Origin of the sequence: Paenibacillus violae (assembly GCF_032461945.1) — a bacterium.
Lineage (GTDB): Bacteria > Bacillota > Bacilli > Paenibacillales > NBRC-103111 > Paenibacillus_E > Paenibacillus_E violae.
This window is the reverse complement of the sequence record NZ_JAWCUD010000013.1, coordinates 228,809-245,603: the sequence shown is the minus strand read 5'-3', so window position 1 is coordinate 245,603 and position 16,795 is coordinate 228,809. Positions and strand designations below refer to the sequence as shown.

General features: G+C 44.7%; 16 protein-coding genes. All 16 read left to right on the top strand.

Features of this window, described 5'->3' with window-relative positions:
• A partial coding sequence (locus RQP52_RS30505) for a hypothetical protein (protein ID WP_315955315.1) occupies positions 1-227 on the top strand: 227 nt, incomplete at its 5' end.
• On the top strand, positions 214-531 hold the full coding sequence (locus RQP52_RS30500) for a hypothetical protein (protein WP_315955314.1): 318 nt from the start codon (positions 214-216) through the stop codon (positions 529-531). The genes RQP52_RS30505 and RQP52_RS30500, both read left to right, overlap by 14 nt.
• 203 nt (positions 532-734) lie before the next feature.
• Positions 735-1,574 carry an MMPL family transporter gene (locus tag RQP52_RS30495; RefSeq protein WP_315955313.1) on the top strand — a complete coding sequence of 280 codons (840 nt, stop codon included), beginning with the start codon at positions 735-737 and terminating at the stop codon, positions 1,572-1,574.
• A complete protein-coding gene (locus RQP52_RS30490) occupies positions 1,575-2,345 on the top strand; it encodes an MMPL family transporter (RefSeq protein ID WP_379174900.1) in 771 nt (256 codons plus the stop codon). It abuts the gene before it with no gap.
• 418 nt (positions 2,346-2,763) lie between these two features.
• Positions 2,764-4,128 carry an ABC transporter substrate-binding protein gene (locus tag RQP52_RS30485; protein ID WP_315955311.1) on the top strand — a complete coding sequence of 455 codons (1,365 nt, stop codon included), beginning with the start codon at positions 2,764-2,766 and terminating at the stop codon, positions 4,126-4,128.
• A 162-nt stretch (positions 4,129-4,290) separates the two neighbouring features.
• Positions 4,291-6,045 (top strand): sensor histidine kinase, encoded by a 1,755-nt coding sequence (locus tag RQP52_RS30480; protein ID WP_315955310.1) that lies wholly within the window; start codon positions 4,291-4,293, stop codon positions 6,043-6,045.
• Positions 6,046-6,053: 8 nt separating this feature from the next.
• Positions 6,054-7,670, top strand: coding sequence for a response regulator transcription factor (locus tag RQP52_RS30475; protein ID WP_315955309.1), 1,617 nt, complete (start codon positions 6,054-6,056; stop codon positions 7,668-7,670).
• 247 nt (positions 7,671-7,917) lie between these two features.
• On the top strand, positions 7,918-9,765 hold the full coding sequence (locus RQP52_RS30470; RefSeq protein ID WP_315955308.1) for a GH32 C-terminal domain-containing protein: 1,848 nt from the start codon (positions 7,918-7,920) through the stop codon (positions 9,763-9,765).
• Between the two features lie 25 nt (positions 9,766-9,790).
• On the top strand, positions 9,791-10,723 hold the full coding sequence (locus RQP52_RS30465) for a carbohydrate ABC transporter permease (protein ID WP_315955307.1): 933 nt from the start codon (positions 9,791-9,793) through the stop codon (positions 10,721-10,723).
• Between the two features lie 19 nt (positions 10,724-10,742).
• Entirely contained in the window at positions 10,743-11,579 is an 837-nt protein-coding gene (locus RQP52_RS30460; RefSeq protein WP_315955306.1) for a carbohydrate ABC transporter permease, read from the top strand.
• Between the two features lie 45 nt (positions 11,580-11,624).
• Entirely contained in the window at positions 11,625-12,608 is a 984-nt protein-coding gene (locus RQP52_RS30455; protein ID WP_315955305.1) for a PfkB family carbohydrate kinase, read from the top strand.
• A gap of 13 nt (positions 12,609-12,621) precedes the next feature.
• Positions 12,622-14,199, top strand: coding sequence for a glycoside hydrolase family 32 protein (locus RQP52_RS30450; protein WP_315955304.1), 1,578 nt, complete (start codon positions 12,622-12,624; stop codon positions 14,197-14,199).
• 177 nt (positions 14,200-14,376) lie between these two features.
• Entirely contained in the window at positions 14,377-14,607 is a 231-nt protein-coding gene (locus RQP52_RS30445) for a hypothetical protein (protein ID WP_315954851.1), read from the top strand.
• Between the two features lie 35 nt (positions 14,608-14,642).
• Complete coding sequence (locus RQP52_RS30440) at positions 14,643-14,852, top strand: hypothetical protein (protein WP_315955303.1); 210 nt, start codon at positions 14,643-14,645, stop codon at positions 14,850-14,852.
• 4 nt (positions 14,853-14,856) lie between these two features.
• Positions 14,857-14,988, top strand: coding sequence for a hypothetical protein (locus tag RQP52_RS30435; RefSeq protein WP_315954849.1), 132 nt, complete (start codon positions 14,857-14,859; stop codon positions 14,986-14,988).
• A gap of 248 nt (positions 14,989-15,236) precedes the next feature.
• Positions 15,237-16,712: an amidase family protein gene (locus RQP52_RS30430; protein ID WP_315955302.1), complete on the top strand. Its 1,476-nt coding sequence runs from the start codon at positions 15,237-15,239 to the stop codon at positions 16,710-16,712.
• The last annotated feature ends 83 nt before the right edge of the window (positions 16,713-16,795 follow it).

Here is a 16,795-nt window from a genome sequence, read left to right as displayed (position 1 = left end):
GCATACCCATATATTTCTTTGTCTACAATTTAATTCCACTGAAAAGTTATCTGTTGCAAAGCAATTATGGTCTAAATCTGAGAAAACGAGAGTATTTAAGAGCAAAGCGTTTCTCCATAGAGGGAGTTTACTTCAACAGTGACGGAAATATTGTGTTATTATTTGAAAAAATAGCTAATAAGTGTGGTGATGTAACAAATGACAACGTACACAGTGGACAATTATAAAGGAATTGAGAACATATATTTACACGATGGTGAACTGCGTGAAATTTGTATTAATTATTTCAAAAAAGAGGTCAACTTGATTTTGGTGACTGCCGCAACAAGAAGTATACCTTCCCAAAATATAAAGTTTTTATTTGAACAAGTAAGTGATATCCATGTGCCTATTAAGGAGCCATGGGGCAGTGGATTTTATATTCATTCTTTAGAGGTTGAGTTAGTTGAGAATCAAATTAAAACAAACATTATTCTAAACTCTGGTGATATAGTGAAATGTATTGCCACTTTATTAAAAATAATTGATTGAACTAACGGGACACGTTAGTTCAACGTGTCACTATTTTTATTAATTTGTCATATGTATTTCAAAACTAATTTGTAATTCTAAACAATTTGACCCATAATCCATTTCAAAACTTTATTTGTCAGTTTAATATTCACGAAAAAGCCTGCAAACCCATATGTTTGCAGGCTTTATTCATTTCAAAACCAATTTGTCATCCAACACTCTTGTTAGCGACTGTACTGCTCGTGCTGGTGCTGCTCATCGTGTTGTACCGCTCCCCAATCCTTGCGATTATTCCGCTGATCGGCGTAGGCTTCGCTTATGGTATCATCTCGCCGATACTAGGCTTTCTGGCTAAGCAAGGCTGGATTACAATCGATGCGCAAGCGATCTCGATTATGACGGTCTTGTTATTCGGCGCTGGAACGGACTACTGTCTCTTCTTTGTTGCCAGATACCGTACGGCGCTGCTTGAGGAAAAAGATAAATATACAGCTTTGCGCACATCCTTCGGCGGCTCTACCGGCGCAATCGGCATGAGCGGCTTAACGGTCATCGTATCGCTACTGGGTCTGCTGTTCGCACAGTATGGCTCCAATCACCGCTTCGCCATTCCTTTCAGTGTGGCGATTCTCATTATGGCGCTTGCGAGCTTGACGCTCGTGCCAGCACTGCTTGCGATTATTGGCCGCACATCTTTCTTTCCGTTCATCCCGCTCACTGCGGTTATGCGCGCTGAGAAAGAAGCTCGCAGAGGAAAGCCGGTCCGCGAGCAGAAATCTGTAGGGGCGCTCAGCGAGAAGCTCGGCCGCTTAGTGACAGAGATGCCTAAGCGGGTTCTTGTCCTCAGTTTAATTGTACTTGTGGCGATGGCGGCTTTTGCTCCGCAAATCAAATTCACATATAACATTCTGGAGTCGTTTCCTTCCAGCATGCCATCCCGTGAGGGATTTGCATTGCTATCCGAGAACGTTTCACCAGGATCTCTTGCCCCAGTGAAAGTGATTGTTCATACGGAAGGAAAGGATGCGAGAGTAGAAGAGGCTCTTGCCGCACTTCCGTAAATTGCATCCGTATCCAAACCGGAAAGCAGCTCGAACGATGAGGAAATCAAGTCGTATGAGCTTATTTTCAACCAAGATCCGTACGATTTGAGTGCAATTGACCGTATACCAGAGATTCGCGAGACAGCGCAGAGGCTGCTTACGGAAGCTGGCGTGCAATCACCACAGGTGTGGGTAGGTGGTGAGACGGCTGCTCAGTATGACACCAAAACTGTCGTTGAACGTGATACTCGGATCGTGATTCCGGTTGTCCTCACGGTAATTGCCATGCTGCTTCTCTTTTACTTACGGTCAATCGTAGCAATGGTCTATTTAGTCGCTACCGTCTTATTATCGTATTTCTCCGCATTGGGGGCAGGTTGGCTGATCCTGCATTATTTCATGGACACAGCAGCCATTCAGGGATTAATTCCCCTCTATGCGTTCGTTTTCCTTGTAGCCTTAGGGGAGGATTATAACATTTTTATGGTCTCCAGCATTTGGCAGGGGCGCGGCCGTCTCAATCTGAAGGATGCGAGTCGTCTTGGCGTTAGCACGACGAGCTCGGTTATTACCTCCGCCGGGCTGATTCTCGCAGGCACCTTCGCCGTTCTGGCTACATTGCCAATTCAAGTGCTTGTTCAGTTCGGTGTCATTTGTGCCATCGGTGTTTTGCTGGACACGTTTATTGTGAGAACGTTCCTCGTTCCATCGATTACAATTTTGCTCGGGGAAGCTTCTTTCTGGCCAGGAAAAATAAAAAAACAAGTACAAACTGCGGGAAAATCATAATTAATCTTAAAAAGTTAGAAGCTGTTTGTTCTGTTCCAACTGGATCTGTCCTCCGTAGAAGCGTTCGGCAATAACGGATCAAATTTTCCCGAATTTATCAAGTGTCGGGCTGGAGCTGTATAGTGTCGGCGGTAACGGACGCTGAATAATCTTAGGGTGTATCCAGTCAACAATGCGACATTTTATTAGTCCTCTATTAATATTCATGTTTCGGGAGCTAGTCCAGCATCTTTATGGGCTAGCTTTTATATTATTTTGGGGTTTTTGAATTACGCTGGGATTCACGCTCCTTTTACTTTCATCGCCAGTCATGATAATTTTATAAGTTAGAAGCAGAGCATTTTGAATTTATTGTCCCTTTCACTTTGATAAGATGGTGACAAGAACAACAACAGAGTATGGAAAGGGGCAATAACATATGAAAAAACTAAGTCAAACAGTCGTAAGCGCTATTATAGTTGGCGGTTTGTTGGCGGGATGTTCGTCGCAAGGCAATAGTGGAAGTGAATCAAGCTCATCATCGTCTTCAGTACCAAAGCAAACAGATGCAGCTGTGAAAAAAGAAGAGAAAGTAAAGCTTACCTTCTGGAGAAATTCAGGTAACGATACAGAGAATGCGGCCTACGACAAATTAGTGGCTTCTTTTATGCAAAAGTACCCGAATATTTCCGTGGAAATGACGCCGATTCCTTATTCGGATTATGACACAAAATTACGCGTATCCATCGCTTCAGGAAGTCCGCCAGATATCATGGCGCTAGATGCACCAACGGTGGGTTCGTATGCTAACGCAGGTGCACTTAAACCGTTGACCGCGTACTTCAAAGCAGATGGCAATATGGACGATGTTCCCAAATCAACACTTGCGACATACACGTATCAAAATGAAATCTACATGGCACCGCTGACCGAGTCTTCCATTGCGATGTTCTATAACAAAAAGCTTTTCCAAGCGAAAGGCATTCCGCTTCCTTCCAAGAACCCAGATGAGCCATGGACATGGGATCAAGTTCTGGATGCAGCGAAGAAAGTAAATGACCCAGCGAAAGGTATCTTTGGTATTGATCCTGCGCAAGGTTTTGGCAACGCAGGTGCTACAGCGTACTTCAAGTATCCAATCATTTGGCAGCTTGGTGGTGAAATTATGAGTCCCGACGGTAAAACATCCAAAGGTTACTTAGATTCCCCGCAAACAAAAAAAGCTGTTCAGTTTTTCTCTGATTTGTATAACAAAGATAAAGTATCTTCACTGGAGTATCCACCTGATCCGTTCCCTAACGGCAAGTTGGCGATTACCATTGATGGCTCGTGGTCTCTGGCTAATCTAAAGGATAAATTCCCGAATTTCAAACTAGGTGAAGATTATGATATTGCTCCATTGCCAAAAGGAACGACACAAGCAGTGGCTAATGGTAGCTGGGCACTTGGTATTTCTGGTAAAAGCAAACATCCAGATGAGGCTTGGAAATTCATTAATTGGGTAACTGGTGAGGAGGGTCAGAAGACATATGCAGGTATGACGAAAGATATCCCTTCCCGTTATTCATCTGCCAAGGCGTTCCCAGAGTTAAATGAGTATCCGAAGAATATCTTTGTTATTCAAAATCAAAAGTATGGTAGACCGCGTCCGATCACGCCTATCTTCCCGCAAATGTCGGATGCTGTAAACAAAATGTTCGAAGATGTCACGATTGGCAAAAGAAACATTGATGCGTCCATTGCAGAGGCCGTTACGACAATTGATAAAGCGTACGCAGATGTCCTAGCACAGCAGAAGAAGTAAGTAGCTCCAGATAAGTGAGACGAATCATTTCGGTGATCGTCTCTTTGTCGTTGTTTGGTTAGGCGCTCCAGAGATATGATAAGTAGATATTACTTAAATAAAATGATTAGATTTCAGATATAACGGGGGGATATCATGTTTTTCTCATTGAGGAGCCGTTTGATGGCGGTATTTTCGGTTCTACTGCTTCTCCCTTTTGCAACATTGGCTTATATACTTAGTGAAGAAGCTACCAAAACGATCAAGTCGTCGATTGAAGCTTCAACCTCTCAAACCATTGAGCAGTTTGCCTCACACGTGGGGACGCTACTTACGCAGGTCGAGGATGCAGGCAATCAAGTGGTGAGCGCTCGAACGACTCAGGAGTGGTTGACCGTGCATTTAAATCCAGATAGTACGATTCAGGAACGAGTTCTTACGAAGCAACGATTGCGGGAGTATTTCTCGTCTTATGCGGTGAACAACTCCAGTGGGATATCCATTAGTGCGTTTGCTGAGGATACAGGCGGTGTGTGGACACAGGATATATCGTACAAGAACAGTGAGTGGTTTCAGGGGTTTATAACAGAAAACAAACGTTGGACGACAGCACACAAGGATGTCGATCAGTCGGATGAATTTATGCGAGCGAGATTAATTAATAGCTTTATTTTTCCACTTGTGCAGCTACAGTCCCTTAAAAATATGGGCTTTATCAAAGTGAACTATCCTACAACCCTGCTTCGCAATGCCATTGAAAAGATCCATGTAGGGAAGACGGGAAAAGTTGTTTTGATGACCCACGATGGCAACAGTGTATTGGATCAAAATCTGTCCGAAGATAGGGACATGCTCAAGATGGGACTTCAGCAAATTGATGTGCGATATGATGGCGATGTGAGTGGGATTTTTCCTATGGATGTTAAGGGAGAGACAAATCTGCTTTTCTTTCGCAAGCTGCCTGCTCAGAATTGGACGATTATTGGAAGTGTGCCTGAAGCAGAATTGTATGAAAAAATTACTCAGATTCGAAAGACAATGCTTGCCGTTACCATTTTGTTGCTGGTTGTTGCGATAGTGGTGGCTTTTTGGTTGTCCGCAGGTATAACCAAACCCCTAAGTGTGATGGGGAGGGCGATGAAGCATGTAGAGCGTGGAGAGTTTCATCAGGCGCTTCAAGTGATTCCGAATGCCGGCGAGGGGCATAGCGAAGTCAATTATGTGACGGCTGTGTTCAAGCAGATGACCCATCGGCTGCGCTATTTAATAGAGACGGAGTTCGAGACGAATTTACGTAGGAAAAATGCGGAATACAAGGCGCTGCTACTGCAAATTAATCCGCATTTTTATAATAATACGCTCGAAATCATTAGCGGTCTGGCGGCTATGAGACGGGAAGACCTCGTGATGGATGCGACGGAAGCTTTGGGGAAAATGATGAGATATTCGCTCAATCTAGGTAGTGATTTGGTTCGAGTGGCTGAGGAAATGGCGTATATCCGGGATTATCTATTTATCCTTCATTTGAGACATGAGGAGCGTTTACAGGTTGTGAAAGAGGAAGATCCCGCGGCAGCTGATTTCTTAATCGCCAAATTTATCATTCAACCCCTAGTGGAAAACGCGGTGAAGTACAGCTTAGAGAAGCATGGCGTGGCACGGATTGTCCTAAGGACGAAGCTGAAAGAGGATAAATTGCTGATATCCGTCAAGGATAATGGCATTGGCATGTCCCCTGACTTAGTACAAAATCTACTCGATGAACTCAAGTCTGCTGATTCTGTTGCGATTCTAAGTACCGAGGGGCAAAGTATCGGGCTTCGTAATGTGTTATCACGATGTCGACTGAACTATGGCGAACTATTTCAATTCGAGCTGCAATCCAAGCTGGGTGAAGGAACGGAACTGAATTTGATCCTGCCGCTGATAAGGAGCTGACAACCGAGATGTACAGAATCATGCTGATTGATGATGAGGTCGGCGTTCGTAACAGCATTAAAGCGAAAATAGATTGGTTATCCGCCGGATTTGAAATCGCTTTGGAAGCAGCTGATGGGCTGGAAGCTCTGCAGCTTCTGGAGAAGCACGTGTTGCCGGATGTAATTATTACCGATGTGCGCATGCCGCAAATGGATGGTATTGCTTTTGTTAACGCATGCAAGGAAAAGTACCCCGCGCTTCGCATCATCGTGCTTTCGGGTTACTCGGATTTTGAATATATGAAGGCTGCGATTCAGCTGGGTGTGAAGGATTATCTGCTCAAACCCGTGGTTCGCAGTGAACTAACGGTTCTTCTTGGCAAGCTAGCCACAGAATTGGAAGAAGATCGCAATCGCATCCGGGAGCAGAACCAAGAGGATATCAAAAATCACCAACAGCTGAGGTTGATGCAAGAGCAGCTTATTTGGCAGCTGGTGAAGGATGAATGGTTTAACGTTTCTGCTATGAAGGAACGGATGGAGCAGCTACAGTTATCCGCATTAGCTCTTGATGACGTTCATGCACAGTTTGTCACTATTGAGATGCGCATTCCTCCAGGGAGGTTGGACGATTGGAGTGAGAGGAAAGACTTGCTCTATTTAGCTTTTCACTTGCTTTGTCGGGAGTCTGCTCAGAAATGGGAACACATCTATCCTTTCTATTCGATGAGTCATCCAGCGATGATACATTTTGTCATTTTGGTTCAAAATGCTGAGCATGAACGTTTCCTGGCTGACTTCGTGCGTAAATTAAAACGGGATATCCAAAGCTTCCTCAAAGTGGACAGCGTGCTAGGAATCGGTGAGCCCATAAATGGCTTGAGGCAGCTCAAAGATGGCTACGCATCTAGCATGCTGGCCTGGAGCCAAGGTACAATTCATTCCGATAAGGCCGAAACCGGAAGGAATATGCTCGCTATGACGCACAGCTTTTCACCTGAGGTGGAGAGAAAGTTGATGCAAACCATCGAAAATCTGGATATGTCTGCCTTTACTAATCAACTACACCATATATTCTCCGGTGATCGAGATACGCCGATGTTTGTATTTACCTTTTTGACCTTGCGTATTATTCTCTTGTTCAATGCAATTGCGAAGAAATATGAGTTAGGGGATACGTCTCTACAGAGCTATCTATGGAACTGCCAAATGACCGTAAGAGATTACTCTTCTAGGGAGCAAGTGCTCGAGCAACTGCATGAAATGGCGAAATTAGTTATGGAGGAAGTACGTAAAACAAGGTTTTCGAGCGGTCAGCAAATGATGGAAGCCATTCGCAACTATGTGGATAAGAACTTTTCTTACGAACTCACGTTAGCCTCGCTAGCGGGTATGTTTCATCTGAATGAAACGTACTTGTCAGGTCTGTTTAAGCAAAGTGCAGGGGTAACTTTTAGTGATTATGTCACGCGCTTGCGATTGAACAGAGCAGCGGTATTGCTAGAAGAGAGTGAGTTAAAGCTAACGGATATTGCTTCGTTAGTGGGATACTCAAGCTCGAGTTATTTTAGCACGGCTTTCAAAAAGTTTTATGGGAAGGGACCGAAGGAGTACAGGGAGGAGTTGCATTGGTGTGGTAAATGAAGAATGTAGTTTCTTCAATACAAATCCATTTCTTACTCCAAGTAAATCTGATATAAATTAACCCTAATCTTGTTGTCTACCCTCATCAAACTGATGAGGGTATCTTTCGTCTTAAAAATAGATCCAACACTGTCACGTTCTACAAATCATTTTAAAAGCAAACTCCCAATGATATTGAAATCTTTCACCTCTGTGACTCGGTACAATTGCAATACATCAAAATAGACAACGAGTAGAAGGAGGAACCATGCGAAAGAAAGTTGGGTTACGGGTGGCAGGCAGCGCCTCGATTATACTTCTAGTTTGGGGAGTGACGGCTTTGTTAATAGGTGATGGCAAATCGAAGGAATCAGTGGAGGAAACAGCATTCTCTTATGTGAAGGATCCGACTTATTATACGGAAAAATTTCGACCGCAGTATCACTTGTCACCGGAGACTGGCAATATGAGTGATCCCAATGGGATGGTGTATTTTGAAGGGGAGTATCATCAATTTTATCAAAATAGCGGACAATGGGGTCACGCGGTTAGTCGGGACATGATTCACTGGGAACACCTTCCAGTGGCTCTAGCGCGGGATGCGCTCGGTGAAATCTGGTCAGGAAGCGCGGTTGTAGATACCATGGACACGAGTGGGTTCTTCGGCGGTAAAGCGGGGTTGGTCGCGATTTTTACCCATTTCAAAAGCGGACTGCAGTCGCAAAGTATTGCTTACAGCACGGATAAAGGACGGACCTGGACGAAGTATGAAGGAAATCCGGTGATATCGAATCCGGGTTTGAAGGATTTTCGCGATCCTAAAGTGATCTGGCATGAGCAGACGAAATCTTGGGTCATGGTGGTGTCAGCAGACAACCGTGTTCAATTCTATACCTCGCCAGACTTGAAAACGTGGAAGCTCGCGAGTGAGTTCGGAAGCGATCAAGGCTCGCACGCGGCGGTTTGGGAGTGTCCGGACTTGTTCGAACTCCCTGTTGAAGGCACGAAAACGAAGAAATGGGTGTTGGCCGTTAGCATCGGCAGCAATAACACGACCAAAGGCTCCACAACCCAATATTTCGTAGGAACGTTCGACGGGCATACCTTCCAGAATGATAATCCTGCTTCTGATGTGTTGTGGACGGATTACGGGAAAGATTTCTATGCCGCTGTTTCCTTCTCAAACATTCCGGCGAAAGATGGCCGCCGCATTTGGCTGGGCTGGATGTCCAACTGGCGTTATCCGTTTGCGATGCCGACGGGGGCTTGGAAAGGGAATATGTCCATCCCGCGTGAGCTGGGGTTGAAGAATATTCCAGACCAAGGCTTACGCCTGATTCAGGAGCCGATCCACGAACTGCAAACACTTCGCGGTAAAGAAGTGACGTTTGCGAAGCAGCAACTGACAGCAGGAGTTAATCCTTTTATTAATTTAAAAGGAACTACTTATGAACTCATCTCAGAACTCACTGTTCAACCCAACAGCCTAGTGGAATTCCAGCTGCGCAAAGGGACTGAGCAAGCAACGAAAATCAGTTACGATGCGGATGCTAAGAAGCTAACGATTGATCGAACACACTCGGGTATCACCTCCTTCGAGAAGGGCTTTGCCGAGCAAATGTCGGCACCGATGAAACTGAGGGATGGCAAGCTTAAACTTCACTTTTTCGTAGATGAAGGAAGCCTTGAGGTATTTGCTAATGATGGCGAAGCTGTGATATCCAGCCTGATCTTCCCTGACGCAACGAGTAATCGACTAGAGCTGACCGCGACCAAAGGTAACGTTACGTTGGATAATGCGCGTTTTTATCCAATGGGGACAGTGTGGCGTGAGGAAGATGTGAATAGCACAACACCTCAAAGAGTAGTACTTAACAAAACTACGCTTGATGTGCCTGCGAACGGCAACCGGTCTGTTGAAGCTTCCATCGTTCCGCTTAGCGGACCGCAGGAGTTGAAGTGGACGTCCAGCGATGAAGACATTGTAACGGTTTCTGTGACGAATAATGGTGCAAAGGTTAAGGGCGTTAAAGCCGGGCAGGCTGAGATCAAGGCGACAAGTCAGGATGGGACTGTTGTGTCGAGCCTTCAAGTGTATGTTTTCGATAGTAAATGACAGATATGGAATGGAGTGAGGATCGTTGGCTGCTTTAGAAACACTCGAAACAATGAAAACAGTTAGATCAAGTAAGCAAAAGTTGCAAAGCTTTCTTAAGCATGAGCAGACGACGGCATTCTGGTTTATTTTACCGGCGATAGCCTTGCTGATGGTCTTTGTGTTCTATCCCATGCTGCAAGCTTTTATCATCAGCTTCAAAAATTATTCCTTAGTCGGCGCAGGCGATGTATTTGTTGGCATGGACAATTACGTTCACCTCATGAAGGATCGTGCTTTCTTTAATAGTTTGAAGCATTCGTTTTATTTTGCCGTCATTGTGATTCCGATTCAAACCAGCATCGCTCTTGGGCTTGCACTATTGATTCAGAAAAAAACCGCAACAGCCGGATTGTTTCGAACGCTTTATTTTATCCCGGTTATTATTTCGACAGCGGTGGCGGCAACGGTTTTTAAGCTCATTTATAACAAAGAGTTCGGACTCCTGAACAGTGTGCTCAAAGCGCTGCAGCTCCCGGTAACAAGCTTTCTTTCCGATCCGAAAACGGCAATGAACGGCATCATTGTACTCGGCATTTGGAAGGGTGCTGGGTTCTTCATGATCATTTTCTTAGCAGGCTTGAACAATATCTCGCCAGATCTCTATGAGGCTGCTAGAGTGGACGGCGCGTCACGGATTCAGCAGTTTTTCAAAATTACGCTTCCGTTATTGAATCGGACGATGGCTTTCGTGGTCATCATGACGACGATCGATGCGATCAAACTCTCAGGCTTAGTCTTCGTTCTGACGAATGGCGGACCTAACAGTTCAACGGAGACCGTTGTTTTCTATATTTATAAGCAGGCTTTCACGCAAATGAGGATGGGGTACGCGACGGCAGCAGCTTTTGTCCTATTTGCGATTGTATTGACGATTTCTCTTGTTCAAATGAAATTATTTAACAAAGACAATGATTAACATCTAGGAGGGATTCGCTGTGAAAAAATTAACGAACATCGTCACCATGATTGTGATGATTGTGATCGCTCTAATTTCAGTCGCTCCGATCATATGGATGGTTACTGGCGCTTTCCGGCCGTACCAGGAGCTTTTCAAATACACATCGCTGAATATTCACTTACTCGTACCCGTAGAATGGACGTGGAAGAATTTTCATAACGTCATTTTCAATGCGAGAAATCCATTCCTGCGCTATATCTGGAATACATTGCTCGTTGCTTCCGTTGTAACGATACTGGTGCTGATCATTAATTCGATGGCGGCCTTTGCGTTTGCTAAGCTTAGATTTCCTTTCAAAACGGTCGTATTCGCTTTATTTATGTCGGCGATGGTGATTCCGGGTGAGGTCACGCTCGTGCCTAACTACTTGTTGATGCATGATTTAGGCTGGTTGAACTCGTACAAAGCCCTGATTATACCTTCCATGTTGTCCGTATTTGGCATCTTTATGCTGCGCCAATTTTTCGCTGAGGTACCGAATGAAATGATGGAAGCTGCCAGGATCGATGGAGCAAGCTTGACTCGCACATTCGTAGCCATTGTGCTTCCGGCGGCCGTGCCTGCGTTAATTACGCTTGGACTAATGACTTTCCTAGGAAACTGGGATTCCTATCTGTGGCCACTCATTGTGATCAATGATCAGAAAATGCAGATGATCCAAGTCGGGATCTCCACTTTTTCATCGAATGAGGGGACGGATTGGTCCAAGGTCTTGGCAGCGAATACGTTGTCTACCGTTCCGATCTTACTGCTATTTCTATTTTTGCAGCGTTACTATATTCAAGGGATTACGATGTCGGGAATTAAGGGCTAGGGATCAGAGCAGGAATTATTTATGCAAAAGAAAGGAGCTTATAACATGAACTACGATGTAGTTGCGCTTGGGGAATACTTGATTGATTTCACTCCGTGTGGTCGTTCCGAAGCTGGACAGCCGTTGTTTGAACGTAATCCGGGCGGAGCACCGGTGAACGTGGCAGCTGCTTTGGCGAAGCTTGGCAAGAAGACAGGGTTCATCGGGAAGGTGGGGAATGACCCTTTCGGAGAATATTTACGCGAAGCGCTTCTCGCAGTCGGTGTGTCCGATCAAGGAGTAGTTGTAACAGATGAAGCTCATACGACGATGGCTTTCGTTCAGCTGGATGCAGATGGAGATAGATCATTCCATTTTGCTAGAAATCCAGGTGCTGATCAGTTGTTGAGAGCAGATGATGTAAATCTGTCTATGCTCTCGGAGACGCGTATTTTTCACTTTGGCTCGATTTCGATGACGACAGAGCCTGCATACACAGCGACTTTAAAGGCTGTTCAGGTTGCGAAGGAGCTTGGAGCACTTATTACTTATGACCCGAATTGGAGGCCTTCATTGTGGAGAAATGAGGAGCACGCGTTAGAAGTAATCCATGTAGGTCTACGTCTTGCGGATGTGGTGAAGGTTTCCGAAGAAGAGCTCTTCTTCTTGACTGATGAGCCCAATCTAGAGAAGGCAGCAAGACATTTAGTTGAACAGTATGGGCTTACCTTGCTATTGGTCACAGCAGGAGGTGCAGGTTCTTTTTATCAGATGAAGGATTGGTGGGGGCAGGTGGAGAGCTTCCACGTTCAGACCGTGGATACGACAGGTGCTGGAGATGCGTTTTTCGGCGCTTTGTTATATGAGATTTTGGGTCGAGCTAAGCCACTACAAGCTTGGCAGGAGGAGGATCTTCAAGAAGTATTGCACTTTGCAAACGCGGCAGGGGCTCTAGCGACAACTAGGAAGGGTGCCATTCCGTCGCTGGGTACGCTAGAGGAAATTCACGCGTTAGTAAGAGATGGAAATGACCGATTCTTTGTAGTATAAATAGGGGGATTATATGTACAATTATGAAGAAAACAAATTCATAAAGAACGCTCGCACAGGTTCTTATGAAGAAAAATACAGACCTCAGTTCCACTATTCACCTGCGAAGAACTGGATGAATGATCCTAACGGCTTGGTCTACTACGAAGGTGAATACCATCTTTTCTATCAATATACGGTTAATTCCACCAGTCCTGATTTCCCCCGCATGCATTGGGGGCATGCAGTAAGTAAGGATTTAATCCATTGGGAGGAACTCCCGCCAGCGATTTCGCCTTGCGAGGACGGAGCGATCTTCTCGGGAAGTGCAGTGGCGGATATAAACAACACAAGTGGCTTCTTTCATGAGGAAGGTTCCGGTCTTGTTGCCATTTACACGAACGAAGGCAATCAAGCTCAGCCTAATAAACCGCAAGTTCAAAGCATCTCTTACAGCAGGGATAGAGGACGGACATGGATAAGGTTTGAAGGAAACCCGGTTCTGTTCCCTGCCAGTAATACAGCGGATTTTCGGGATCCCAAAGTATTTTGGCATGATGAATCTTCCATGTGGATTATGGCGTTGGCAGCAAGAGATCGCATAGAGTTCTACACTTCGGAAGATCTTAAGGCGTGGAGCTTTGCCAGCGAGTTCGGTTCCACAGTACCCTTTGTACATCGTGGCGTGTTCGAATGTCCCGATATCTTCCAGGTTCCTGTGGATAATAATCCAAACAACAAGAAATGGGTTTTGGTTCTGAGCGTCGGGGACCTTAACGGGGAAAATATGAGCGATCCGCAGCCGCCGGCGGGCGGTTCCGGTATGATGTATTTTATAGGTCACTTCGACGGTAAAACATTCATACCAGATAAAACCATCGAGTCTATTCACGATATCCAATGGGTTGATTTCGGATCTGATTTTTATGCAGCGGTCACCTGGAATGGGATTCCGAAAGAGGATGGGAGAGTAATATGGATCGGTTGGATGAACAATTGGCGTTATGCTACTAAATTGCCATCTTTGGAATGGCGCGGAAATATGTCACTACCACGAGAGGTTCAGCTCAAAACTTGTCTAGAAGGATTTCATTTGATTCAGCTGCCGTTGAAGGAATTGAGTAAATTACGGAATCCAATAACATCCCTAACAGACCTGATTATTAAACCAGGAGATAACCTATTATCCGAAGTTACTGCCCTTAAAGCGGAAATCATTGCTGAATTCGAAATAGGTACCGCGTTAGAATTCGGTTTCAAGCTCCGCAAGTCTTCAATTCAGAAAACCATCATTGGATACGATGTCGAAAATGAATCTCTGTTTTTTGATCGAACAAATGCCGGCTCGGCGGATTTTCATCCGGATTTTGCAGCTAAACACACCGTGCCTCTGAAGCCAGAGCATAAACGGATTCAAGTAACTATTTATGTGGATGGGTCGAACATAGAACTGTTCGGTAATGAGGGTACTGCCGTTATCACAGACTTGGTTTTTCCTGATCCTGAAAGTCAAGGACTTGAGCTGTATGCAGTCGGCGGGTCTGTCAAGGTGATTTCCTTGCAAATTAGTGATATGACGGGGATTTGGGAAAGAAAATACAGCGAGATATAAGGCTTTGTATGATACCATACAATACAGGGAAGGCTCTTTTATTCAAATGTTGCACATCTCGTTGCACTAACGCAGAACGTTAGTTGAATACAGACACCGCAGCACCCGGTCATGTCGATCGGCTACCGTTTCCGGATGCGTTAGTTTTTCACTGAAATGAAAATGGAGGATCACTTGATGAAACCAACCAGTCATGAAACTGCCATTCAATATTTGAAGACAGCTTTTTTTTCCGAAAGAGATTTACGATTTAGAGAAGCAATCAATGATTTGAATTATCATTTTATAAAAACCAATGATGTTCAAGTTTTAAAAGATATTTATTTTAAACTAAAAGACATTACTTTAAGAAATATAATACTCGGGATTTTAATGCATAATGAAATTGGCCTAAAGCAATTTTTTTAGATGTATATAAAAAAGAACGATACTTAGATATGAAGTTGAAAGCAATTCGTGGTTTAGCAAATTATGCAACAGAAACTGAAATTGAGAAGATCATGGAACACTTCTTAAAGCTGTTAATGAAAAGACCTGAGAATACACCTTACAACTATCAAGAATATGAATTTATACGTTCTGCCTGTGGACTTCCGTATTTAATAAAAAAATACGGATATTCTTGTTTTGAAACAAGAGGAGAAACAGTATAATGAAATGCCCGAAGCATTCAAGGGGCATTATTCATTTGATGAAGATGGTAATCTCATAGAGCTAAGAAATCCAAATGAAGCAAAAGAAATGATGAATAACTTCTTTGCTTCAAAAAATAGTCGAACTAATGATTGAACTCCTGAGAAGAAAAGTTTAATAAAACAACTAGGACGCTGCTGACGGCATCCATTGGCAGTAGTGTTAAGCTATCGGGCAGATTACTTTAGTTACAACATTGACCTTCGGGAAAATACAAGTTCTACTGCGATGCCCAACCGATACATTCTTATCTAATCAAAACTTTACCTATACCCTTGGCAAGGCAGCATGTTACCATATTACTGTTGTCCGAAAATTTACCAGTACCGGGGGTATTTTAATATATGAGCATCAACTTAGAAGATTGGATTCATGAAGCCGATTTGGTGAGCATGCAGAAGGCAATGTCTTCGGGTGAATGTACATCCGAAGCTCTCGTGCTTGCATATATCGAACGCATTCATAGGTATAATCCTCTGATCAATGCCTTATTAGAGATCAATCCAGATGCGCTTGAAATAGCAAGGAATCTTGACCTTGAGCGAAATACAACAGGTAGTAGGGGGCCGCTGCACGGAATTCCAATCCTGCTCAAGGATAACATCGATACGTACGACCGGATGCATACGAGCGCTGGTTCAATCGCATTGGCTGAGTCGTTTGCTCCTGAAGATGCGTTCGTAGCCGCAAAGCTCCGGGCTGCTGGCGCTGTTCTTCTAGGTAAGGCCAATATGACCGAGTGGTCGAATTTTATGTCCAATCGTATGCCAGCTGGATACAGTTCCAGAGGAGGATATGTGTTGAATCCATATGGACCTGGCAAGCTCTTCGTCAGCGGATCAAGTTCAGGATCGGCTGCAGCCGTAGCGGCGAACCTGACAGCAGCAGCGATCGGAACAGAAACCGCAGGTTCGATTATTGGGCCGGCCAGCCAACACTTTCTCGTCGGAATAAAACCTACTGTAGGGCTTGCGAGCCGCAGCGGCATTATCCCGATTTCTATAAGTCAGGATACGCCAGGACCGATTTCAAAGACAGTCACTGATGCAGCGATTCTACTTGGGGCACTCGTCGGGATTGACGAAAACGATAAGGCAACTTGGACTAGCCCGCATCGTACTTTTCATGACTACACATCGTATCTCGACCGAGACTTTCTGCGTAAAACTCGCATTGGGATTCCCAGACATTACTATCGGTCGTTGGATGAAGAAAGACTCTCCATCATGGAATCCGCCATTAATGTTCTGCGTGAGCAAGGTGCTACAGTTATCGATACTGTGAACCTCCATTTGGAACAGCATCCATGGAACAATGATGTTATCTGCTACGAATTCAAAACAGGCCTGAATCGCTATTTATCAAAGTTGAACTCGGATATGCCCGTGCATTCTCTTCAAGATCTGATAGCTTATAATCAGAAACACGCTGCATCCGCATTGAAGTTTGGCCAAGATAATCTGATTCGCTCGGAACAAAATGCGCTAAACGAGACAACATATCAACTTAAACGACAAGAATATAACCATCCGGCTGTAACGCAAGGGATTGACTATGTACTCGATCAACACGGCTTAGATGCTTTAATGTTACCCGGTGACGTTGATGGCATGTACATTGCTGCCCGGTTAGGGTATCCCCTTATTACAGTGCCCGCCGGTTATTCAGCAAAAGGAACAATTGATGCTGATGGCGATTCGACGCAGGGTCCATTTGGTGTTGTCTTTTCCGGGAGGGCTTTCAGTGAGCCCACGCTAATCAGCATCGCCTATAGTTTTGAGCAGGCAACACTATTCCGTCGTCCACCAGAAATGGGCTAAGCTAACGGAAAACAATAGTTGAACATTCAACAAGAACAAGGCTGCCGGCAATGTGCGGCAGCCTTTCGTTCACCTAACGGGAG